Source organism: Kitasatospora papulosa, assembly GCF_000717245.1.
GTDB lineage: Bacteria > Actinomycetota > Actinomycetes > Streptomycetales > Streptomycetaceae > Streptomyces > Streptomyces papulosus.
This window is the reverse complement of record NZ_JNYQ01000012.1, coordinates 72,444-94,969: the sequence shown is the minus strand read 5'-3', so window position 1 is coordinate 94,969 and position 22,526 is coordinate 72,444. Positions and strand designations below refer to the sequence as shown.

13 protein-coding genes are annotated in these 22,526 nt (G+C 72.1%); 4 read left to right on the top strand and 9 right to left on the bottom strand.

Annotation, left to right across the window (positions count from 1 at the left end):
• The first annotated feature begins 117 nt into the window (after positions 1 to 117).
• The 3 genes from IA22_RS0126035 to IA22_RS0126025 all read left to right on the top strand — a co-directional run bounded on the left by IA22_RS0126035 (position 118) and on the right by IA22_RS0126025 (position 1,525).
• Positions 118 to 444 carry a DUF6221 family protein gene (locus tag IA22_RS0126035; protein ID WP_030125018.1) on the top strand — a complete coding sequence of 109 codons (327 nt, stop codon included), beginning with the start codon at positions 118 to 120 and terminating at the stop codon, positions 442 to 444.
• Entirely contained in the window at positions 441 to 863 is a 423-nt protein-coding gene (locus tag IA22_RS0126030; protein WP_015580063.1) for a DUF6221 family protein, read from the top strand. The genes IA22_RS0126035 and IA22_RS0126030 overlap by 4 nt, the downstream gene beginning before the upstream one ends.
• 125 nt (positions 864 to 988) lie before the next feature.
• Positions 989 to 1,525 (top strand): NUDIX hydrolase family protein, encoded by a 537-nt coding sequence (locus IA22_RS0126025; protein ID WP_015580062.1) that lies wholly within the window; start codon positions 989 to 991, stop codon positions 1,523 to 1,525.
• Between the two features lie 176 nt (positions 1,526 to 1,701).
• Here IA22_RS0126025 and IA22_RS0126020 read toward each other — a convergent pair whose 3' ends face one another.
• Entirely contained in the window at positions 1,702 to 1,992 is a 291-nt protein-coding gene (locus IA22_RS0126020) for a hypothetical protein (RefSeq protein ID WP_014152445.1), read from the bottom strand.
• Positions 1,989 to 2,807 (bottom strand): phytanoyl-CoA dioxygenase family protein, encoded by an 819-nt coding sequence (locus IA22_RS0126015; RefSeq protein ID WP_030125017.1) that lies wholly within the window; start codon positions 2,805 to 2,807, stop codon positions 1,989 to 1,991. Before IA22_RS0126015 ends, IA22_RS0126020 begins: the two co-directional genes overlap by 4 nt.
• 70 nt (positions 2,808 to 2,877) lie before the next feature.
• On the opposite strand from IA22_RS0126015, the gene IA22_RS0126010 reads away from it, so the two are divergent.
• Positions 2,878 to 3,672: a helix-turn-helix transcriptional regulator gene (locus tag IA22_RS0126010; protein WP_030125016.1), complete on the top strand. Its 795-nt coding sequence runs from the start codon at positions 2,878 to 2,880 to the stop codon at positions 3,670 to 3,672.
• 42 nt (positions 3,673 to 3,714) lie between these two features.
• On the opposite strand, the gene IA22_RS0126005 is transcribed toward IA22_RS0126010, so the two are convergent.
• The 7 genes from IA22_RS0126005 to IA22_RS0125975 all read right to left on the bottom strand — a co-directional run bounded on the left by IA22_RS0126005 (position 3,715) and on the right by IA22_RS0125975 (position 22,380).
• Positions 3,715 to 5,415, bottom strand: a complete 1,701-nt coding sequence (locus tag IA22_RS0126005) for an ABC transporter ATP-binding protein (protein WP_030125015.1) — start codon at positions 5,413 to 5,415, stop codon at positions 3,715 to 3,717.
• The gene (locus IA22_RS0126000; RefSeq protein ID WP_030125014.1) at positions 5,402 to 16,306 is read right to left on the bottom strand and encodes a non-ribosomal peptide synthetase; all 10,905 of its coding nucleotides are present in this window, start codon (positions 16,304 to 16,306) and stop codon (positions 5,402 to 5,404) included. The genes IA22_RS0126005 and IA22_RS0126000 overlap by 14 nt, the downstream gene beginning before the upstream one ends.
• 59 nt (positions 16,307 to 16,365) lie before the next feature.
• Positions 16,366 to 18,156, bottom strand: coding sequence for an ABC transporter ATP-binding protein (locus IA22_RS0125995; RefSeq protein ID WP_014152451.1), 1,791 nt, complete (start codon positions 18,154 to 18,156; stop codon positions 16,366 to 16,368).
• A 43-nt stretch (positions 18,157 to 18,199) separates the two neighbouring features.
• Positions 18,200 to 19,252, bottom strand: coding sequence for an iron-siderophore ABC transporter substrate-binding protein (locus tag IA22_RS0125990; protein WP_030125013.1), 1,053 nt, complete (start codon positions 19,250 to 19,252; stop codon positions 18,200 to 18,202).
• 116 nt (positions 19,253 to 19,368) lie between these two features.
• Entirely contained in the window at positions 19,369 to 20,208 is an 840-nt protein-coding gene (locus IA22_RS0125985) for an ABC transporter ATP-binding protein (RefSeq protein WP_015580054.1), read from the bottom strand.
• A gap of 52 nt (positions 20,209 to 20,260) precedes the next feature.
• A complete protein-coding gene (locus IA22_RS0125980) occupies positions 20,261 to 21,325 on the bottom strand; it encodes a FecCD family ABC transporter permease (protein WP_030125012.1) in 1,065 nt (354 codons plus the stop codon).
• Positions 21,322 to 22,380, bottom strand: a complete 1,059-nt coding sequence (locus tag IA22_RS0125975; protein WP_030125011.1) for a FecCD family ABC transporter permease — start codon at positions 22,378 to 22,380, stop codon at positions 21,322 to 21,324. Before IA22_RS0125975 ends, IA22_RS0125980 begins: the two co-directional genes overlap by 4 nt.
• Between the last annotated feature and the right edge of the window lie 146 nt (positions 22,381 to 22,526).

The following is a 22,526-nucleotide window of genomic DNA, read 5'->3' as shown; positions in this document are numbered from 1 at the left end:
GACGACGGACCAGGAGTTCCGGATGATCGAGAAGGACCACACCGTGCGGGTCGCCCGCACGGATCCGGGCTGCCCGCCCCATGGGCCGGCCGGGTTCAGCGCGTCGAGGAGCGGCTCATGACCGCCGGACTGGTGGCTTTCGTCCGGGCTCGTTTCAACGAGGAGCTGGAGAAGGCCCGCTTCGCCGGGAACGTGGTGGGCAGCCGGCCCGAACGCTTCGGCGTCGGCCCCGAGGAAGCCGCCGAGCACGCCCGCTTCTCCGTCGCCGCCGCCGAAGCCCGGATGGTGCTGCTCGACGACACCGTGGTTCCGTACCTGGGAACCGCGGGGCCGGGCGGCCGGAACGCGGAGTTCCAGCTCCGACTGCTCGCCGCGCCCTACGTCGAGCACCGGGACTACCCGCACGACGACGTTTCCGCCCGCCGGCCCGGGAGCCCCGCATGACCGCCGCGCTGGTGGCCTTCGTCCGGGCCCGTCTGGACGAGCGGGAGGCGGCCGCCGTCGCCGCCGGTGGCGCGGGTGAGGACTGGCAGGCATGGGGGACGGGCATCTACGCCACGTCCTCACCGGACGACGACGTCCCGCCGCTGGTCACCACCGGCCCCGAGGTCGGCGGGTCCGACGAGGACGCCGCCCGCGCCGCACACATCGCCCTGCACGACCCGGCACAGGTGTTGCGCGACGTCGAGGCCATCCGGAGTCTGCTGGAGCAGTACACGGCACCGGAGGCGGGTGAAGGGCTTCCGGACGGGATCGGTCACCGCACGGCCGGCACGCGACGCCCGGCCGTCGAGACGGCGGTGCGGCACCTCGCGCGGGCGCACGCCCGCCACCCGGACTACCGGCCCGAGTGGCGGCCGTAGGACGCACGCACCACGACCCCGCGTCTCTCGGCATCGAGGCTTTCGACCACGGCGTGTTCCGCTGCGGAGAGATCAAACTCCGCACGCCCTCACCAGAAAGGCGCCCGGGTAAGTACGATCAAGCAATGTCTGACATGACGGAAACCACGCCCGGCTGGCTCACCGAAGACGAACTGGGCATGGCCAGAGCCCGGATGCCCGTCCTGTACGTCGAGGCCGTCCCCGTGCGGGTGGACGAGACCGGCGACGTCACGGGCATCGGGCTGCTCCTCCGGATCGGAACCGACGGAACGATCAGCCGCGCCCTCGTGTCCGGGCGCGTCCTGCACCACGAGCGCGTCCGGGACGCCCTGCTGCGCCATCTGGAGAAGGACCTCGGTTCGGTGGCCCTGCCGCGTGTCCCGGCTTCGCTGCAGCCCTTCACCGTCGCGGAGTACTTCCCCACCACGGGCGTCACACCGTTCCACGACCCTCGCCAGCACGCGGTGTCCCTCGCCTACGTCGTGCCGGTGGCCGGTGACTGCCGTCCACGGCAGGACGCCTTGGACCTGGTCTGGTTCAGCCCGCAGGAGGCGGCCTCACCGGCCGTGCAGAACGAGATGCCGGGCGGGCACGGAGCGCTCCTCAAGCAGGCTCTGGCCCACATGGGGCACATCTACTGAAAGACGTCGGGGTGGCGGGCGCTCGACCAGGGACCGCGCCGCAGCCGAGGGGGCCCGCCTGAGATCCGGAGCACGGTCTCGGTCGGGCCCCCGTCCGTGCGGCCGCGCCCCGCGCTGCCGCCCCCTCTCCTTGCCCCGACCGCACCGGGTCCCGGTCCGCCCGTGCAGCGCTCGCCTCAGGCGTCGGTCACCGCGGCGCCCTTCTCCTCGTGCAGCTTCTCGAAGATGAACTCGTGCTTGAGGAACGACGTGTCGTACTCGTGTCCCGGGTGCGGCGGGATCAGCTGGGAGGCCTGGATCAGCCGCCAGCCGTCCAACAGGGCGTCCAGTCCCGTCCCGTAGGGGGGTTCGTCGCCGTCACCCGTGGTCGGGCGGGTGCGGCCGGTGCCGTCGTAGGAGGACCAGCCGATCACTTCCGCGTCGAGCGCCGAGTTGGCGAGGAAGAGGATCAGTACCTGCTGCCTCATGCGTTGCTCCCCAGGGCCGGCCGGTTGTTGACGCGGGTGACCCAGTGGTCGACGTCGAAGGTGTCGTCGCCGGTGAGCGCCCGCCAGAGCAGCACCCGGTTGTGGACCTCCAGCCGGCCCGCGGCCGGCTCGTACCAGTCGAAGACCGTCCGCAGTTCGTCTCCGACCCGCGGGTCGCCGAGGTCATCGGTGTTCCACAGCCGGACCTGAGGAACCGTGGGGTTGAGCCGGATCTTGAACATGTACCGGGGTGTGTCGCTGTCGTTCCTGCGCCCGCCGTGCCAGATGCCGTGGTGGAGGAGGACGACCGTCCCTGCCGGGCAGACGAGCCGGGTCTGGCCGCGGAGGTTCTGGTAGCGGCCGGTGTCGGTCTCGTTGGTGCGGCGCAGGTGGCTGCCGGGAACGCTCAGGGTGCCGCCCATGTCGGCGGTGACCTCGTGCGGGTAGTACATGAGCTGGATGTCGAAGGCGTCCGGCCGTACGTCGATGATGGCGTCGCCGTGCAGCGGCTGGGCGGAGCCCTGGTGGGGTTCCCGTACGTGCACGGCGTGGTGGTCGACGGTGGGTCCCGGGCCGACGAGGCTCCGGATCGCCCCGGCCACGGTCGGCAGGGACGTCAGCCGCTGGGCGAAGGATCCGGGGGCGAACGCCTCGGCGAGCGGTGTCCCGTAGGGAACCGGCGGTATCCCCGCGTCCAGGACCGCGACCGCCTGCTCGTTCATCCCGGGCGGGACCACCGCGTCCAGGCGCAGGGAACCGCTCGCGACGAAGCGGGCGACCTGGACCGAGGTCAGCAAGTGTTCTCTGGTCGTCATGGGGCAACGCTATGAGCTCCCGCCGCTCAGGACATGGGTTCTTTTCATCGACCGCTGGTAGATTTTCGTCATGGATCAGGTCTCGCTCTCGCTGGCCGAGCCCCCGGTCGTGGTGAACATCGGAGTCGGCGTGCACGGCGTCAGCGGTCCGCGTGACGTCTTCCGGTTGCCCGGTCTCTGGCAGCTGCACCTGTACGACTGGACCGGGCATCTCACCGTCGGCGGCAGCCGGCACGCCATCGGTCCGGGACGGGTCAGCCTCGTCCCGCCGGGAACCGAGGCCGCCTTCGACTACCGCGGCCGGTCGGAGCATCTGTACGCGCATCTGCGTGTGGCGGACGCCGGGGAGCGTCGCCTCGTGCCCGTCGTGCAGGACGCGGGGACGGAAGCCCCGCTCGTCTCGGGGCTGTTGAAGCGAGCGCTGGCCGCCATGCCGGGAGCGCCGGCCCAGGCGACGGCCGAGATGTGGACGGCGCTGTGGCGGGTCGCGGGGCTCGCGGGGCGTGAGCGACCGGGTGGTGCCCACGGGGCGGTCGCCGCGGCCATGGCCCATATCGAGGCCCATCTCGCCGCTCCGTTGACGGTGCCGGAGATCGCGCGCCGCAGCGGAGTCTCCCACAGCCATCTGACCCGGCTCTTCCGCTCCGAGACGGGCTCGACGGTGGCGGCCTACATCCGGGCCCGCCGTCTGGAGCACGCCGGGCACCTGCTGCGCGAGTCGACGATGTCGGTCCAGGCGATCGCCTGCTCGGTGGGCATCAGCGACCTCCAGGCCTTCAACAAGGCGTGCCACCGCGAACTCGGCGGATCTCCCCGGGCGATCCGCGGCCGGCTCCTGCCCGGAGACGCGGCCGGACCGGGCTGACACGGCAGCGCCCCCGGCCGGAGCCACCGCCCGCCCGGCACGTCACCGGGCCACGGCCCTGCAGTAGTCCTCGTCCGTGGCGAGGAGGCGGCGGTGCGTGTCCTCGGCGGTGACGGCGCCGTCGTCCAGGACGAGGACACGGTCGGCGGCGTCGAGCAGAGCGGGGCTGCTGGTGATCACGAGGGTGGTGCGGCCCTTGCGGAGTTTCGCGATGTTCCGTGCGATGAGCTGTTCGGTGACCGCGTCGACCGCGGTGGTCGGGTCGTGCAGGACCAGGACGTCGGAGTCCGCGGCGAGGGCACGGGCCAGCGAGAGCCGTTGGCGCTGGCCCCCGGAGAGGTTCGCGCCACGATCGCGTACGGCGTGGTCGAGTCCCTCCCGGTGGAGGGCTACGACGTCGGTCAGGAGTGACGCCTCCACGGCCTCGGGAACCAGCCCGCTGGTTCCCGACGGGTCGATGTTCGTGCGGAGGCTGCCCTCGAAGATCTCCCCGTCGTAGGGGTTCACCAGGAGGTGCTCACGAAGGGCCTCGACCGACAGGTCCTTGATCTCCCGGCCGCTGACCCGCACCACGCCCTCGTACGCCTGGGGCGGGACGTTGGCGCCCAGGAGCGCGGCGAGGTCGGCGCCCGCGCGCGGCTGGTAGGCGGCGACGGCCACGAACTCGCCCGCGTGGACCTTGAACCGGAGTCCGTGCAGGGCCCCGTGGTGCACACCGTCGACCTCGAGGTCTCCCCCGGCGGCCGGGCGGTCGCGTCCGGGGGATGCCGACGGCGGTGCGGCGAGCACGAGGGCCATCCGGTCGGCCGAGGCGCGCGCCATCATCACGTACTTGGGCATCTCGGAGAACATCTTGAGCGGTTCCATGATGAACTGCGCCAGCCCGACGGCCATGACGAGTTCTCCGATGGTGATCCGGCCTCCGTACGCCAGCCATCCCGCCGTCAGGGTCACGGCGGCGGCGAGCACCGCGTTGAGGGCCAGCGCAGTGCCCGCGTAGACGCCGTTCACCCGGGCGACGGTGATCGCCTGGTGCTTCGCCTCGGTGCTGACCTTCCGGTAGGAGAGGAAGGCGGCGTGGTTCCCGCCGAAGCCGTGCAGCGGGCGCAGCCCGGTGATCAGGTCGGCGACCTTGGCGCCCGCCCGTGCCACGCGGGCCTGCTGCTCACGTGTGCTGGAGCCGATCCGTCGGGACATCACGCTCAGGACGGAGAGGATCGCGACGGTCCCCACGATCACCAGCAGTCCGAGCCGGAGGTCGGCCATGCCCAGGGCGACGGCCGCCACCACCACCGCGACCAGCGAGCTGATCAGCAGCGGGACCACCTCGACGATGTCGGCGGTCTGGTCGGCGTCCTCGGTGGCGATGGTCAGGACCTCGCCGGACTTCAGGTCGACGTCCCTGGCCACCGGCTGGAGACCGCAGGCCGCCACCTTGACGCGCCAGCGGTGCGCCTCGGTCGTGTTGGCCTTCTGCAGCACACGCATCCCGAACCGCCACGACAGCGACACGGTCGTGATGATCACGGCCAGTGCCGCGATCGACAGACCGAGCGATCCGAGGCTCCGGTCCTGCATCGTGTGCTCGACGATCAGGCCGAGCGCGATGGGGAAGGCGGTCTCGCCCGCCTGGTAGAGGCCCATGAGGACGGTCCCCCGGGCGACCGCGCCGGAGTTGCGGCGCAGGGCGGTGCGGAGGATGCCCGCGCCGGGGCGGCCGCGCTGCATATCAGGAGTTGTCATCAAGGTGGCGGGCAATCGCTTCCGGGGTTCGAAGGGTGAGCAGGTCACGGATGGTGACCACAGGACCGTACTCCCGGCGGAGCAGTCCGATGAGCCGCACGGCCAGCATGGAGTGTCCGCCGAGGGCCACGAAGTCGCTGACCGCGCTCACCTCGTCGTCGTCCAGGTCGAGCGCCTCGGCGAAGAACTCGCAGACCACCTCTTCCGTCCCGGTGCGGGGGCCGCGTTCGTCCACTGTGGTCAGTACGCCGAGTGGCCTGGCCTCGGGCAGCGCCTTGGTGTCGGCCTTCCCGTTCACGGTCAGGGGGATGCTGTCGACCTGGGCGTAGTGCGTCGGGCGCAGGAAGTCCGGCAGCCCGCCGCCGGCCTCGGCGGCGACGGCCGCCAGGTCGGAGCCGCTCAGCACGAGGTAGGCGGCCAGCCGATGGGAGCCGTCGACCTGGGGGTCGGGCTGGGCGACCGCGGCGACGAACCGGACGGCCGGGTGGGCGGCGAACGCGGCCTCCACCTCGCCCAGTTCGACCCGGTGTCCCCGGATCTTGACCTGCTGGTCGGTGCGGCCGAGGTAGACCAGGTTCCCGTCGGGCCTTCGGGACACCAGGTCCCCGGTGCGGTACATACGCCCGCCGGGCTCGCCGAACGGGCACGCGACGAACCGGTCCGCGGTCTGGGCGGGCTGCCCGAGGTAGCCGCGGGCGATGCCGATGCCCGACACGTACAGCTCGCCGGGGACTCCGTCGGGAAGGGGCCGCAGCCACGGGTCGAGGACGTACACGTCCGTGTTGTCGATCGCGACGCCGACCACGGGGTCCTGGCATTCGAAGGTGCCGACGCCGAGGGTGTTGATGGTGTACTCGGTCGGTCCGTAGAGGTTGTAGCCGACGGTCCCCTCGGTCTCGGCGAGCCGTCGCCACAGCGTCGGGGTGACGGCCTCGCCGCCCAGCAGCACCAGGGCCGGCCGCCGCGCGGGGTCGTCGAGGAGGCCCTCGGCGACGAGTTGCTGCGCGTAGGTGGGAGTCACGTTGATGACGTCGATCCCGTGCTCCGCGCAGTACTCGACCAGCCGGGGGGCGTCACGGCGCAGTTCCTCGTCGCAGATGTGCACCTCGTGGCCGTCGGCGAGCCACAGCAGTTCCTCCCACGACATGTCGAACGCGAACGACACGGTGTGCGCGACGCGGAAGGTGCGGTGCCCGTGCTCCGCGAGGACCGGTCCGAAGATGCGGCGCTGATGGTTGATCAGCATGTTGGTGAGGCCGGCGTACTCGGTGACGACGCCCTTGGGCTTCCCGGTCGATCCCGAGGTGTAGATCGTGTACGCGGGGTGCCGCAGGCGGTCCGGGGAGTCCGGTGCGAACGTCACGTACGGTTCGGTCTCCGGGAGCGGCCGGTCGAGCTCGATGAGGTCACCGCTCAGCCGGGGTGACACCGAGCTGACCGTGAGGATCACGTCCGGACGGGCGGCGTCGACGATGGCGGCGATCCGCTCGTCCGGGTGGTCGAGCTCCAGCGGCACGTAGGCGGCGCCGGTCCGCAGCACGGCGAACAGCGCCACGATCGAGTCGAGGGAGCGCGGGAGCGCGAGACCCACGGTCGTCTCCGGTCCGATGCCCCGTCCGACGAGCACACCGGCCACCGCGCGGCTGCGGTCACGGAGCTGCGCGAACGTCATGGCCGAGCCCTGGGCGACGAGAGCGACCCGCTGCGGGTCCAGGTCGGCCGCCCGGTCGAACCGGTCGACCACGGTGTCCGTGCCGATGTCGGTGCGCGCGGAGAGCTCCGGCTCCGGTCCGAGTCCGCTCAGTGCGCCGACCGGTCCGGTGGAGCGGGCCAGGTCGTCGAGCACGCGCAGGTAGTCGTCGAGGAGGCGGCGGGCGTTCGCGCTGTCGTCGTCGCGGTGCTCCAGCTTGACGGTGAGCCGCTCGCCGGGGGTGACGACCCAGGTGAACGGGTAGTGCGTCGAGTCGTCGGCCTTCACCGAGGTGATCCCGTGCCGGGCGTTCATCTCGGCGAACGCGTCCATGTCCAGGAAGTTCTGGAGCACGAAGAGGTTGTCGAACAGGTTCCCGTGCCCGGCGGCCCGCTGGATCTCGCCGAGGCCCAGGTGCTCGTGCTCCATGGCCTCGACCCTGGCCGCCTGTACGGACGAGAGGTACTCCCGGACGGTGTCCGCGGGCCGTGCCCGCGTCCACATCGGCACGGTGTTGAGGAGCACGCCGACGATGTCGGAGAGACCTTCGCCCTCCCGCCCGGACACGGTCACGCCGAACACGGCGTCGGTACGGCCCGTGTGCGCGCCCAGCAGGAGGCCGAACGCGCCGGTGAGGACGGTGTTCAGGGTGACCCCGTGGGTCCTGGCCGCCGCCCGCAGGAGGTCGGACCCCTCGGCGGACAGGGTGTGCACGAGGGCGCGCGGCAGCTCCTGGGTCAGGGACGGCTCCGGCCCGGCGAGGAGGGTGGGTCCGGTGAGTCCGGCCAGGTGTTCCGCCCAGAAGCGCTCCGACACCGCGGGGTCCAGGGCGTCCAGGGCACGGGCGTAGCCCTCGAAGCCCGGTGTCGCCGGGACCGGGTCGGGCGTCTCGCCCGCCAGGACCGCGTGGTAGGCGCCGAACAGGTCGCGGAGCAGGATCTCCCGGGACCAGCCGTCCCACAGCAGCAGGTGGTAGCTCAGCAGCAGGCCGTCCTGTCCGCCGGGCAGCCGGACGACGGTCATCCGGACCAGGGGCGGCTCGCCCGGGTCGAATCCGGTGTCGCGGTCCCTGGCGCGCAGGGCTTCGACGTCCGCCTCCGTCGACGCCTCGACCGTACGGACGTCCACGCGGCGGCCGGCAGCGAGGAGCTGGACGGGGTTCCCGTCGTCGTCGGTGGCGAAGCCGGCACCGACGACGGGGTGCCGCGCGATGACGTACGCCATCGCCTCGGCCAGCGCGTCGGTGTCCAGCGGCCGGTCGAAGGTGAAGTAGCTCTGCGCGACGTAGTGCCCGGCCGTGCCGGCCATCTGTGCCTGGAAGAACAGGCCGCGCTGGAGCGGGGTGACCGGAGCCGTGCGTTCGGCCGTCGCGGAGACCTCCGCGAGGCGGTGCAGGGCGTCGCGCCAGTGCTCGGTGATCGCGTCGGGGATGCCGTCGGCGAGGGAGAAGACGGCGCGCAGGCTTCCGGCGTCGTCGGTCCACGCGTTGACCTCGACGGCGTACGGGCTGTCCTGGTCCGGGCCGGTGAGGTGCAGCGCCTGGGACTCGCTGCCCCGGCCGAGGTAGTTGAACAGCACCTGCGGACGGACCGTCAGCAGGGGGGCAGTCTGCGGGTTGAGGTGGCGGAGCTGGCCGTAGGCGACGTGTCCGGCCTCGTCGGGCCGGCGTTCCGCGACCTCGCGTGCGGCTGCCAGGGGGTCGGTGTGGGCGGTGAGCCGCAGGGGGGCGATGGAGGTGAACCAGCCGACGGTGCGGGAGTAGTCGTGGTGGTCCAGCGCGGGGACCCGGCCGTGCCGTTCCAGTTCGACGGCGAGGTCGGTGGGCGAGGCCTGGACGTGTGTCAGGGCGGTCCTGAGCGCGCCGCAGAGCAGTTCGGTCGGGCCGATCCCGAGGGCGGCGGGCGCGGTGCGCGTCAGCCGGTCGCTCACCTCGGGCGTGACCACGACCGTGGTCTCACGGATCCCGCCGATCGCGGGCAGCAGCCCGGGCGCCCTGAGTGTGGTCACCCAGTGGTCCAGGTCGTCGGTGACCTGCGTGGCGCGGACGGTCAGGGCTTCGGCGTACTCGGCGTAGGACGTGGTCGGCGCGGGGAGGGTCCCGCCGCGCAGAAGGGTGTCCAGGTCGTCGAGCAGAATCAGCCAGGACACGGAGTCGACGGCGAGGTGGTGCACGGTGACCACCAGGGTGCGGCTCGGCTCCAGCCAGGAGAACGCGATGACGTCGCCCGACTCCGGGTCCAGGCGGCCGGCCGCGTCGTTCGCGACGGCCGTCGCGTCCGCGCTGTCCGTCCGGACGACGGTGACCTCACGGGCGGGCTCGGTGCGCAGCGACCACACGCCGTGCTCCACGCCGAGCCGCAGCCGGAGTGCCGGGTGCGCCGCGACGACTGCCCGCGCCGCGCGGCCGGCCTCCGCGAACCCGGTGCCCTCGGGCACCTCGACGGTCCTGGCCTGGGCGAACCCGATCAGGGAGCCGCCCAGTTCGCGCTGGCGCAGCATGATCGGCGTAGGTGCCAGCGGCCCGTCCTCCCGGGTCGCGGGGGCGGACGCGGGCGTGACGGACCGCGGTGCGCGCGAGGCGAGGTGCTCGGCGAGCGCGCGCGGTGTCCTGTGGAGGAACACGTCCCGCGGAGCGATCGACAGGCCCAGCGCCCTGGCCCTGTTGATCACGGTGATGGCGACGATGCTGTCGCCGCCGGCCATGAAGAAGTCGGTGTCAGCGTCGACGGCGATGTCGCCGGGCAGCGTCCCGGCGAAGATGTCGACGAGGACGGGGAGCGCGGAGTCGTCCGTCCCCACCGGTGCGCTCTCGCGCGCGGCACGCTCGGTGAGCGCCTCGCGGTCCAGCTTTCCGTTGACCGTCAGCGGCAGGGCCTCGGCCTCGATCACACGGCCAGGCACCATGTGCACGGGCAGCTTCCGGGACAGGCGGTCCGGGAGGTCGTCGGGCACCCGGCCCACGACGTGCGCGACCAGGTGGTCCTCGCTGTCGGCCACCGTGACGGCCGCGTCGACGACGCCGTCGAACTCCCTGATCGCGGACTCCACCTCGCCGAGCTCGATGCGGAACCCCTTGAGCTGCACCTGGTCGTCGGCGCGGCCCACGAACTCCAGCTCCCCGTCGAGGGTGCGGCGGGCGAGATCACCGGTGTGGTACATGCGGGATCCGTCGGCCGTGAAGGGGTTCGCGACGAACCGGCCGGCGGTGAGCCCGGGCCGGCCCAGGTAGCCGAGTGAGACCTGGTCGCCCGCGACGTAGATGGCGCCCGCGCGGCCCGGCGGCACGGGGCGGAGCCGGTCGTCCAGCACATAGGTGGTCAGGCCGGGAACCGGACCGCCGATGGGGCTGGCGTCGCCCGCGAAGTCCTCGTCGGTGAGGACCCGGTGGGTGACGTGGACGGTGGTCTCCGTGATGCCGTACATGTTGACCAGTTCGGGCGAGGCGGCGCCGTGCCGCTCGACCCAGCCGCGCAGCCGCGCGAGGTCCAGTGCCTCGCCGCCGAAGATGATCCGGCGCAGCGTGCCCACGGGCTCCCCGGCGTGCCGGTCGGCCTCGACGAACCGGTAGAAGGCCGAGGGCGTCTGGTTGAGCACGGTCACTCCGCGCTCGCGGACCAGCCGGTGGAAGTCCACCGGGGAGCGGGTCAGGGCGTAGTCCGGGACGAGCAGTTCACCGCCGTGCGCGAGGGCGCCCCACAGCTCCCAGACCGCGAAGTCGAAGGAGTAGGAGTGGAACTGCACCCACACGTCGTGCGGACCGAAGCCCATGTCGGGCTGCGTGTTCCTGAGCAGCGACACCACGGCGGCGTGCGGGACGACGACGCCCTTGGGGCGGCCGGTCGATCCTGACGTGTAGATCACGTAGGCGGGATCGTGCCATCCGGCCACCGGGGTTCCGGTCGGGGTTCCGTCCTCCTGGGGAAGCTCCTCACCCAGGACGAGCACACGGGCCGAGGGTCCTGCCTCCCGGTCCAGCAGCGCCGTGAAGCGGTCCCGCTGGTCACGGTCGACGAGGACCACCTGCGGGGCGGCGTCGGTCAGGATGTACTCCAGCCGCTGGTCCGGGTACGCGAGGTCCAGGGGTACGTACGCCCCGCCCGCGCTGACGATCGCCACCAGGGCGACCACCTGGTCCAGGGAGCGTGGGACGGCGACGGCGACGCGGCTGCCGGGACCGACACCGGCCGCGCGCAGGGCCGAGGCCAGCTCGTTCTTCGCGGAGGCCAGTTCGCCGTAGGTCAGGGACCGGGTTGCGCCGTCGAGGGTGCAGTGGGTGACGGCGGTGGCCGCGGGGTCGCGTCCTGCCGCGGCGTCGAACAGGGCGCCCAGCGTCGTCGGGGCGAAGGGCGCGGGGCTGCGGCCGGCGTCGGGCGCCAGGTCGTCGACGAGGGCGTCCGGCCGTGCGAGCAGGCCGGTGAAGGTGCGGGCGAACGTGTCGAGGACGGACCGGGCGCCTGCTTCGCGCAGCAGCTCCTCGTCGTAGATCAGGTTGAAGCGCGCCCGGCCGTCGGGGGTGCGTTCCACGACCAGGGTCAGCGGGTAGTGGGGGGCTCCCTCGTTCACGATGCGGGTGACGGCGAACTCGTCGCCGGGCCGACGCAGTGCGTCCACATCGGTCGCGACGTCGAAGACGACCAGGGTGTCGAACAGGGCGCCCCCGCCCGGCTGGCGGCCGGTCCTCGCCAGGGAGACGTGCTGGTGCGCCAGCACCGCGCTCTGGTGTTCCCGCACCGAGGTGAAGAGGTCGCGGGCACGGGTGGTCGCGTCCCAACGGGCTCGCAGCGGGATGGTGTTGATGAAGAGGCCCACCATGTCCTCGATACCGGGCAGCTCCGCGTCACGGCCGGACACGGTGGAACCGAACACCACGTCCCTGCCCTGCAGGATGCCTCCCAGCGTCACGGCCCAGGCGCTGTGCACCGCCACGCTCAGCGGCACGCCGGCCGAGCGGACCGCCGCGTCGATGTCGTCCTCCGGGACCACCGCGGTGTCGGCGAACCGGTCGGAGGGGGTGTGGCCGTCGGCGACCAGGGAGGGGCCGGGCAGGCCGGCGAGCTGTTCACGCCAGACCCGGTCGCTCTCCTCGTCGTCGATCCCGGCGAGGCGGCGTACGTGGTCGGGGAAGCCGCCGAGCGGATACCGGCTGCCCGGTGCGTGGTACTCGGCCAGCAGGGCACGGAGCATCGGGGGGACGGACCAGCCGTCGGCGACGATGTGGTGCACGGTCTGCACCAGCACGGCCCGTCCGGAAGCTCCGGAACCGCCGCGGATGAGCGTGTACCGCATGAGCGGGCCGGTGGCGAGGTCGAACCCGGCCCGCCGGTCCCGCTCGGCGTGCTCGCGGATCCCGGCTTCGGTGATGCCGGGTCGGTCGAGTGTGGTGAAGGGCGCCTCCACCCCGCTCTCCAGTACGGAGACCACCCGGCCGTCGGCGAGGGCGACGAAGCGTGCGGCCAGGTTCGGGTAGAGGGTGAGCAGCCGGGTCGCCGCCGCTGCGAGCCTGTCCGCGTCCACCTCACCCTCCAGCGTGAGGAGTTGCTGCTCGACGTAGCTGCCCGCGGAGTCGTCGTCGAAGACCGAGTGGAAGTAGAGGCCCTCCTGCAGCGGGGTCAGCGGGAGGATGTCCAGCAGCGCCGGTCCGTCCAGCGCGTCCACGTCGCCCTGGGTGAGCGGCACCAGGGGGAAGTCGCCGGCCGAGTGGCCGCCCTGTTCGAGGGCGGCCAGCCCGGTGAGGGCTTCGTACAGGTAGGAGCAGATGGCCGCGGTGTCCTCGTGGGTGAACATTCCGTCGGGCCAGGAGACGGTGGTGACGAGCTCGTACGCGCCGTCCGTGGCGGGTTCGGCGATCGCGTTGAACTCCAGGGCCCGCGGCAGGCGCATCATCGGGTCGCGCTTCTCGCCCAGTTGGCCCGCGGCGCCGGCGAACTGCCAGTCCCCGGCCGTGCCCGAGTCGAAGCGGCCCAGGTAGTTGAACAGCACCTGGGGGGCGGGGGTGTCGAGCCCGGTGTCGGTCAGGTACCTCAGGACGCCGTAGGGAAGACCGTTGCCCGGCACCCGGGCGAGGTCGTCCTTGACGGCCTTCAGCGCGGCGGCCAGGTACGCGGGGTCGGTGGGGTCGGCCGTCGCACCGGGGTCCACGACCACCGGGAAGAGGGTGGTGAACCAGCCGAAGGTCCGGGAGAGTTCCGGCTCGAAGCCGGCGCCGTCCGCGACGAACCGCGCTTCGCGGCCGTGTCCTTCGAGTTCGACGTGTGCGAACGTCTGGTCCTGCCCGAGGTCACGGCGCCACCGGGCGAGGGCGACGGCGAGCCCGGTCAGCAGCACGTCGTTGACGCCGGCATGGAACTTCGCGGGTATCTCCCCCAGCAGGGCCGCGGTGACCTCCGGGCCCACGGTGACGGTCCGGGTGCGTTCGCGGGCGACAGTGTCGGCCGCCGACAGCGCGCGCCGGCCCACCGGGTGGTCGGCCCCGGGCAGGGGGCGCTCGAAGACGGCACGGTCCGCCTCGAAGTCGGCGCCCTCCAGCAGCTGTGTCCAGCGCCGGAAGGAGGTGCCCACCGGAGGGAGCTCGATGGGTGTCCCGGACGCGAACTGCTGCCAGGCGGTGGCCAGATCCTCCATCAGGATCCGCCAGGACACCCCGTCGACGACCACGTGGTGGACGACCACGACGAGTTCGCGTGCCTCGCGGCGCCAGACGGCGCGCAGCATCGTGCCGTTCTCGGGGTCGAGCCCGTCCGTGGCGAGCGCCACGCAGGCGTCGAGTGGCAGACCGCTTTCCTGCCATCCCACGGCGGCGCGGCCGGCCTGCGGGATGTCGAAGCTCCAGCGGTCGCCGCGGACCAGCCGGGCGCGCAGCATGTCGTGCCGCGCGGTCACCGCGCCGAGGATCGCGTCGAGGGCGCCGGCGGTCAGGTCCGCCGGGGTGTTCAGCACGACCGACTGCACGAAGCCGTCGACGGCGTCCGTGGTCTCGCCGAGCCACTGGACGACGGGCGATCCGACGACCGGTCCGGTGGCCACGTCGTCGTGTCCCAGCGTGGAGACGTCCTCACGGGACACGACCGCGGCGAGCGCCCCCACGACGCTGTGGGTGAAGATCTGCCGTGCCGTGACGTGGAGGCCCGCGGCGCGCAGTGCGCTCAGCAGCGAGATCGCCAGGATGCTGTCCCCTCCGAGCCGGAAGAAGTCCTGGTCGACCCCGACCTCGTCGAGTCTCAGGACGGTCGCGACCGCCTCGCACACCGCGCGCTCGTTCTCGGTGGAGGGCGGGACGAACGGGCCGGCCCCGACGCGGGGCTCCGGGAGCGCCGCCCGGTCGATCTTGCCGTTCGCGGTGAGCGGGAACTCCTTCAGCACGACGATGTGGGCGGGCACCATGTAGTCCACCATGTGCTCGGCCGCCCACGCCGTGACCTCGTCGCCCCGCAGCGCCTCGCTGCCGGTGACGGGGATGACGTACCCCACCAGGTAGGTGCCGCCCGCAGTGTTCTTCTTCGCGACGACGCAGGTGTGCCGGACGGAGGGGTGCTCCCCGAGCCCCGCCTCGACGTCCTCGGTCTCCAGCCGCATTCCGCGGATCTTGATCTGGTTGTCGGCCCGGCCGAGGAAGTCCAGCGACCCGTCCGGGGCGAAGCGTGCGAGGTCACCGGTCCGGTACAGCCGGGACCCGTCCCCCGCGAAGGGGTTCGCGACGAACCGGGAGGCCGTCAGGCCGGGGGCGTTGACGTAGCCGCGCCCCAGGAGGAACCCTCCTACGTACAGTTCGCCGCCCACTCCGACGGGGACCGGGCGCAGTTCGTCGTCGAGCACGTACAGCTGGGTGTTGGGGTTGGCCTTGCCGATCGACGTCGACAGGCGTTCCGCCTCGCCGCGGTAGATGACGTGCGAGACGCCGATCGTCGTCTCGGCCGGGCCGTAGCCGTGGTACATCGGGATGTCGAGGCGGGTCCGGAAGCGCTCGTACAGCTCAGGGGTCAGGACCTCACCGCCGCACCAGACGTGCCGCAGGCTGTCCAGCCGGCCGGAGTCGCCGGTCATCTCCAGCAGGACGTCCAGCATGGAGGACACGAGGTAGGTGAACGTGACGCGCTGTTCGGACAGCACGCTGAGCAGGTGCTGGGGATCGCGTTCGCCGCCGGGACGCAGGACGACGAGCCGGCCGCCGCGGACGAGCGGCAGGAAGATCTCGTTGATGGAGATGTCGAAGGACAGTGGTGCCTTGAACAGGGAGGCGTCGTCGTGGCCGAAGCCGAGGATCTCCTGCGACTGCCACAACAGGCGCTCGCTGATGGCCTCGTGACGGATCATCGCGCCCTTGGGGCGGCCGGTCGAGCCGGACGTGAAGATCACATAGGCGAGGGCGGCTCCGGGGACGGTGACGCCCGTCGGCCCCGCCGGGCAGGAGGCGTACCGCCAGGCGCCGAGGTCGACGGCCGCGGCGGGCGGTTCGCCGTCCCGGTGCTCGCCCGAGTCGTTGAGCTGCAGCACGATGCGGGCGTCCTCGACGACGACGGCCCGGCGCTCGGCGGGCCAGGCCGGGTCGAGCGGGACGAACGCGCATCCGGCCTGCAGCACCCCGAGCAGCCCGACGACCATGTCCGCCGACCGGCCCAGCGATATCCCGACGACCTGTTCGGAGGTGAGCCCGCGCTCGATCAGATGGTGCGCCAGCTGTGCCGAGAGCTCCGCCGTCTCCCGGTACGTCAGCGACCGGTGCTCGTCGACGATCGCGACGGCGTCGGGACGCGACCGTGCCTGCTCCTGGAACATCTCGACGACGGTGGGGCGGAGCCGGTCGGCCCCGGTGTCGTTCCACTCGTCCAGGGCCTTGAGCCGCGCCTCCGCGCCGACGGGGGCGATGGTGCCCAACGGCCGGTCGGGGAAGTCGGTCAGGTCGTCCAGGGCGAGCTGCGCGTCGGGCGGCATCACGTCCGCGGAGGCCCGGATGCTGCGGCCGTCCGCCCCGACCTCCCAGCCGGCGGGCGCGGTGCCGCCCTCGCCGACCCACCGGAGCACGTCGGCGAACAGGGTGGACGGGGTGAGGTCGATCCCGTCGGGGCTGGTGCCCGTCGCCCAGTACGACAGCCCGATGGCGCACGCCTCGGTGATCGTACGGTCGGAGTGGTCCCCGGTCCGCCTGCGTACGTCGTCCAGACCGGCGGCGGAGAGCAGCACGGTGCGAGCAGTGGGATCCGTCATCGGAGACTCGTCGTCCTTCCAGCGTAGGAGAGTGGGAGGATCTCCCACCCAGGGTGTGCCTAACTGCCCTCGCGCCAGGCGCGCCACAGGCGCGCGTACCGGCCGCCCAGGGCGACCAGTTCCTCGTGGGTTCCCTGCTCCACCACGCGTCCCGCGTCCAGCACGGCGATGCGGTCCGCCGCCATCGCCTGGGTGAGCCGGTGCGCCACGAACAGCGTGGTCCGGCCGGAGCACGCGGCCCGCACGGACTTCTCCAGCTCGGCGGCGCCCTCGCTGCCGGCCTCCGCGGTCGACTCGTCGAGCACCACCACCCCCGCCTGGTTCAGTACCAGCCGGGCCAGGGCGATCTGGGCGACCTTCGTGACGTCCAGGCGTTCGCCGCCCTCACCGACCGTGGTGTCGAGCCCGTCGGGGAGTTCCTCGGCCCAGGGACGGGCTCCCACGACGCGCAGCGCGTCCATCAGTTCGGTGTCCGTCGCCGCAGGCGCGGACAGCCTCAGGTCCTCGGCGAGCGGACCGGAGAACACGTGCGTCTCCTGCGTCAGGATGCTCACCAGCGCCCGCGCGCCCGCTTCGTCCAGGCCGGCGAGGTCGTGCGGCCCGATACGGACCGATCCCGCCTGCGGGGTACCGATGCCGGCGATCAGCGCGGCCAGCGTGGACTTGCCCGCGCCCGTCGCTCCCACCAGGGCGAGCGATCCGCCGGCCGGGATCGACAGGCTGACGTCCCGTAGGACCGGTTCCTCGGCTCCGGGATAGCCGAAGGTCAGTCCTTCCACCGTCACCGCGTGGGGCACGGGCCCACCGGAGGCCACGGGAGCGTCGCCCACCAGTCGCCGCTCGGAGGACTCCCCCAGCACGCCGACCAGCCGGGTGAGGCTCGCGCCGGACTTCTGCGCCTCGTCGAAGGTGAACATGATGGCGCCGAGCGGGGTGAACAGCCGGTGGAACATGAGGGGCGCCGCCGAGACGTCGCCCAGGGTCGCGGCGCCGGTCTCCAGCAGGACGTAGCCCACCACGAGGATCAGGACCAGCCCGATGAACTCGGCGCGGTTCTCCCTGCCGACGAAGCGGCCGAAGATCCGGAAGACCTGGATACCGAGCTCGCGCACGCGCCAGGACTTGTCGGTGACCTGCTCACGGAAGGCACCCTCCAGGCGGTAGGCCCGGACGGTGTCGATCCCGTTCAGGCCGCTGATCAGCGCCTGTGCGCGGTCTGCCTGGGCCACCCTCTGCTGCTGGTACAGCGGGGCCGACCGGGGCAGGTACCAGCGCAGGGCGAGTGCGTAGGCGGGCAGGGCTCCGGCGCCCGCCAGCCCGAGTCGCCAGTCGAGCCCGAACATGCCCACCGTGGCGATGGCGACCAGCACGCCCGCCGAGAAGACCGTGGGGATGGCCGTGCGGATGCCTCGGGAGAGCACGGCCACGTCGTCGCCGACCCGGGACAGCACGTCTCCGCGGCCCACCTGCTCGATCCGTGCGCTGGGCATCCCGAGCACGGCCCGGACGGCGGCCTCCCGCAGCTGCGCGAGGAGATCCGCGCCGAGCCGTCCGATCAGGTACGTCGAGACCGCGGTGGCCGCCGCGCCGAGCAGCGCGGCGGCTGCCATCAGGATCCCGGTCGTGACCAGGACCGAGCGCCCGTCGCCCTCGACCACACCGTCGACCACCCGGCCCAGCAGGAGCACCGGAAGCACCTGGAGCGCGGCCCCCGCCACCGTGGTGAACACGGTGGCGGCCGTCAGCCAGGGCACCTCACGGCAGCGCGCGGCGACCCACCGGGTGGACTCGCCTCCGGCCGCCGTGCGCAGGGTGGCGGCGGGGGCGACGCGGGTGTCCGTGCCGCTCACTCGGGAACCGGACCGGGCCGACGGCGGGCGCGGGCGACGGGCCTCACTGCTCGACCGACTTGACGAGCTCGTCGATCGCGTACGGCAGGGACAGGAGGGTGCCCTGGGACATGGCCGCACCGACCGCCGGACCCTCGCTGTCGAGCATGTACGACACCTTTCCGGCCTTGACGGCGGAGAGGTTGGTGAACAGCTCGAACTTCTTGAGCGCGTCCTGGTCGGCCTTGTCGTTGATGACGAAGAGGCGGTCGACGTCGACCAGGTCCATGCGCTCGGGGGAGAGCTTGGTGTAGAACGAGTCGCCGGCGATCTCGTCGATCTTCGTCGCTCCCTTGAAGCCGATGCCCGTCACCAGCCGCCCGCGTACGTCGGTCGTGGTGAACGGCGCGACCGAGTCCTCGTACCAGGACAGCGCGACCGCCGTCTGGTCGGCGAACTCCGGGTGCGCCTCACTCGCGGCGTCCAGCTTCTCCTGGATGCCCTTCACCAGCGCGGTGCCCTCGTCCTCCTTGCCCAGCGCCTTGGCGATGTGGACCGCGTTGTCCTGCCAGGGGGCGCTGAAGAGCTCCTTCTCGGCCTTGGTGCGGCCCACGGTCGGGGCGATCTTGGAGAGCTTGTCGTAGGCGGCCCGGTCGATCTCGGAGTAGACCGCGATGATCAGGTCGGGCCTGAGGGCTGCGATCTTCTCGTAGTTGGGGCCGGAGTCGCCGTTGCTCATCACGACCTCGGGGCGGGTGTCGCCCCACTTGTCCTTCACCCAGGGCCACTGCGTGTTGATGTCGGGGGACGTGCCGGCCGGGTTCGGGTACTGGTCGACCATGCCGACCGGCTTGATGCCGAGCGCGAGGACGGCCTGGTCGTCGGTGTAGCCGACGGAGACGACCCGCTCGGGAGCCTTGGTGACCTCGATGGATCCGAAGGCGTGCTCCACGGTCACCGGAAAGGCCCCGGACGCGGCCGCGGGGGCCTTGTCGCTCGTCCCGTCCTCGCTGTCGGAACCGCACCCCGCGAGGAGGCCGACGCCGAGCGTCACTGCGGCGAGGGCCGCCGCCAGCCGCCGCCCCGGCTTCGGAAACGTCGATCTGTGGAAGAGCATCCGTCAATCCCCTGCTTTCGCGCTGTCCGCTACACCCCGTGCGAGGGCAGCCAAACCTTATCCATACGGAGTGAGGTTAGCCTAGCCTAACTATAGCGATTTCCTTTACGAAAAGCTCAGTTGAGCTGCACATGGGTCCGCCCGATGGGCACGATGAGCGGCCGGTCCCCCACCGGATCGTCGATCACCTTGGCGTTCAGCCCGAACGCCTCGTGCAGCAGCTCGGCCGTGATCACGTCGCGCGGGTGCCCCTGCGCCAGGATCGAACCCGCCCGCATGACGACGAGGTTGTCGCTGTACCGGGTGGCGAGGTTGAGGTCGTGCAGCACCATGACCACGGTGCGGCCGGACTCGTGCAGGTCGTCCACCAGGTCGAGGACGTCGATCGCGTGCGCCAGGTCGAGATACGTGGTCGGCTCGTCCAGCAGCAGCAGGTCGGTGCCCTGAGCAAGCGTCATCGATATCCAGACGCGCTGGCGCTGCCCTCCCGACAACGAGTCCACCGGACGGTCGGCCAGTTCGGACACCCCGGTCATGGCCAGGGCCCGCTCCACGACGGATGCGTCGTCCGAGGACCACTGCCGCAGCCAGCTCTGGTGCGGGTGGCGCCCGCGTGCGACCAGGTCGGCCACCGTCAGGCCCTCCGGCGCGACCGGGGCCTGCGGCAGGAGGCCGAGCTTCTTCGCCACGTCCCTGGTCCTGAGCCCGGCGATGTCCTCGCCGTCCAGGACGACCGCTCCCGAGGCGGGCTTGAGCAGCCGCGTCAGGGTGCGCAACAGGGTGGACTTGCCACAGCCGTTGGGGCCGATGATCGTGGTGATCAGCCCTGACGGCACCGTCACGTCGAGCCCGTCGATGACGGTCCGTCCGCCGTATCCGACCGTGACACCTCTGGCGGCGAGCCGCGCTTCGTCCGAGGCCGCGGAATGCTTCGTCGTGCCGTGCTGAGCGCCCACAGGGTCCCCCGTCGTCCGGTTCGTACAGTCGTCTTCGTCCAGCCGTGCGCCGTCACTGTCTGAGGTTCGACCGCACCAGCAGATATACAAGGAACGGGCCACCGATCGCCGCGGTGACCACGCCGACCGGAAGGGTGATCGGCAGCGCCGCCCGCGCGACCAGGTCCGCGCCGAGCAGCAGCAGGGCGCCCACCAGCCCGGAGGCCACCAGGGGTGGCGTGGGGTGCCGGGCCAGCCGCATCGCCACCTGTGGGGCCACCAGGGCCACGAAGGGGACGGGGCCCGCGGCACTGACCGCCGCGGCGGCCAGCAGGACCGCGCACAGCAGCAGGACCGCCCGCACCCTCGAGAACCGGACGCCGAGCCCGGCGGCGACCTCGTCACCGAGGTGCAGGGGCCTGAACTGGAACGCGGCGGCCGTCACGACCGCCAGGAGGACGAGCGAGCACCAGAACACCACCCGGACCTCGTCCCAGGAACGGTTGTCCAGGGAACCGACCAGCCATGCCTGGGCCCGTGCCACGTCCCTGATGTCGGCGGTGGCGAGCAGCCACGTCGTGAGCGCCTCGGTCACGGCGGTCACCGAGATGCCGATGAGGATGAGCCGGAATCCGTCGATTCCCCGCCGCCACGCCAGGAAGTACACCAGCAGGCCCGCCCCGAGGCCGCCGGCGAGTGCCGCCGCGGACAGGCCCACGGTGCTGACGACCGCCGCGGCCGCCCCGCCCGAGGCCGTCACCAGGAACACCGCGACGACACCCGCTCCACCGGTGATCCCCAGGATGTCCGGACTGGCCAGCGGGTTGCGGGCGATGGACTGCGTGAGGGCCCCGGAGACCCCCAGGGCGAGGCCCACGAGGAGCCCGGCCAGGGCTCTCGGCATCCGCAGGTCCATGATGACGAACTCGTCGACCTGCTCGCCGTGTCCGAAGATCGTGGCGACCACGCGTGGGACGCCGATGGGGAAGTCCCCGACCCCGATGGACACGCAGAACACCAGGAAGGTGGCCCCGGCCAGCAGTACCGTGACGGACACGAGCCAGGGCCGCCAGACGAAGGACATGCTGCCCAGCCGTACGCCGGGCACCACGGGCCGCTTCACATCCGTGCCGTTCATGCGCTCCTGAACTTTCCTCGCCAGACGAGCGCCGCGAAGAACGGGGCGCCGAGCAGGGCGACGACCACACCCGCGTCCAGCTCGCCCGGCCGCACCACGAGACGCCCCACGATGTCGCAGACCAGCAGCACGACGGCTCCGAGGAGACCCGCGTACGGCACCAGCCAGCGGTAGTCCGGCCCGGTCAGATAGCGGGCCACATGGGCGACCATCAGCCCGAGGAACGCGATGGGGCCGCATGCGGCGGTCGCCGCGCCGGCCAGCAGCGTGATGGCGACGATGCCCACGGTGCGGCTCAGGGCGATGTTGACACCCAGCCCGCGCGCCACGTCGTCCCCCAGGTTGAGCAGGTTGAGCGACGGCAGGGTGGTCAGCGCGAGCAGTACCCCGACCGCGACGAACGCGCCGACCGGCCCGATGACGTCGAAGCCGACTCCGGCCACCGAACCGGCGTTCCAGAAGCGCAGCGCGTCCAGCGCCTTCAGGTCCGACAGCGCGATCGCCATGGTCATCGCCGCGAGGAACACCGTGACCCCCTGACCGGCCAGAGCTAGCGTCAGCGGGTTGCCGGCGCCCCGCCCGATGCTGGACAGCCCGAACACGACGACGCCGGCGGCCCCGGCCCCCAGGAACGCGAACCAGACGTACTGGAACGGGGAGGTGGGGCCGAACACGGCGATGACCGTCACGACGGCGAAGGAGGCACCGGAGTTCACGCCCAGCAGGCCGGTGTCCGCGATCGGGTTCCGTGTGTAGCCCTGGATCAGCGCCCCGCCGACACCCAGGGCGATACCCGCGACGACCGCGAGCACCGTCCGGGGCACCCGCACCGTCTGCACGATGAGCCTGATCTCGGTGAGTCGCTGATCGGAGTCCGGCGCGGCGAACAGCCCGTGCCAGACCTCGGCAGGACTCAACGCGCGCGCGCCGACGGCCAGGGACGCGACCACTCCGGCCACCAGGACCGCCACCAGCGCGCCCAGGCCCACCGCCCGCCTTCGACGGGCTTCTGCCGCGCCCCTGATGACGGGGCGCTCCACTGCGCTCGTGCTCATGTCGACGTACGATATCCCTTTGATCATCCGGTGCTTCAGGGGCAGTTGGGGAATCCGGCTCCTGTCGGGAAGCACCCGCGGGACCGCCGCCGGGTCCGCTCACCGGGCCGGGCGCCGCGTGCCCGTCCCGGCGGAACTCGGGGACG

Bases quoted from the DNA above. Each gene is read 5' to 3' on its own strand.
- IA22_RS0126005 (WP_030125015.1), bottom strand. From the start codon at position 5,415: ATGACAACTCCTGATATGCAGCGCGGCCGCCCCGGCGCGGGCATCCTC.
- IA22_RS0126035 (WP_030125018.1), top strand. From the start codon at position 118: ATGACCGCCGGACTGGTGGCTTTCGTCCGGGCTCGTTTCAACGAGGAG.
- IA22_RS0126030 (WP_015580063.1), top strand. From the start codon at position 441: ATGACCGCCGCGCTGGTGGCCTTCGTCCGGGCCCGTCTGGACGAGCGG.
- IA22_RS0125975 (WP_030125011.1), bottom strand. From the start codon at position 22,380: ATGAGCACGAGCGCAGTGGAGCGCCCCGTCATCAGGGGCGCGGCAGAA.
- IA22_RS0126015 (WP_030125017.1), bottom strand. From the start codon at position 2,807: ATGACGACCAGAGAACACTTGCTGACCTCGGTCCAGGTCGCCCGCTTC.
- IA22_RS0125990 (WP_030125013.1), bottom strand. From the start codon at position 19,252: ATGCTCTTCCACAGATCGACGTTTCCGAAGCCGGGGCGGCGGCTGGCG.
- IA22_RS0126000 (WP_030125014.1), bottom strand. From the start codon at position 16,306: ATGACGGATCCCACTGCTCGCACCGTGCTGCTCTCCGCCGCCGGTCTG.
- IA22_RS0125980 (WP_030125012.1), bottom strand. From the start codon at position 21,325: ATGAACGGCACGGATGTGAAGCGGCCCGTGGTGCCCGGCGTACGGCTG.
- IA22_RS0126025 (WP_015580062.1), top strand. From the start codon at position 989: ATGTCTGACATGACGGAAACCACGCCCGGCTGGCTCACCGAAGACGAA.
- IA22_RS0126010 (WP_030125016.1), top strand. From the start codon at position 2,878: ATGGATCAGGTCTCGCTCTCGCTGGCCGAGCCCCCGGTCGTGGTGAAC.
- IA22_RS0126020 (WP_014152445.1), bottom strand. From the start codon at position 1,992: ATGAGGCAGCAGGTACTGATCCTCTTCCTCGCCAACTCGGCGCTCGAC.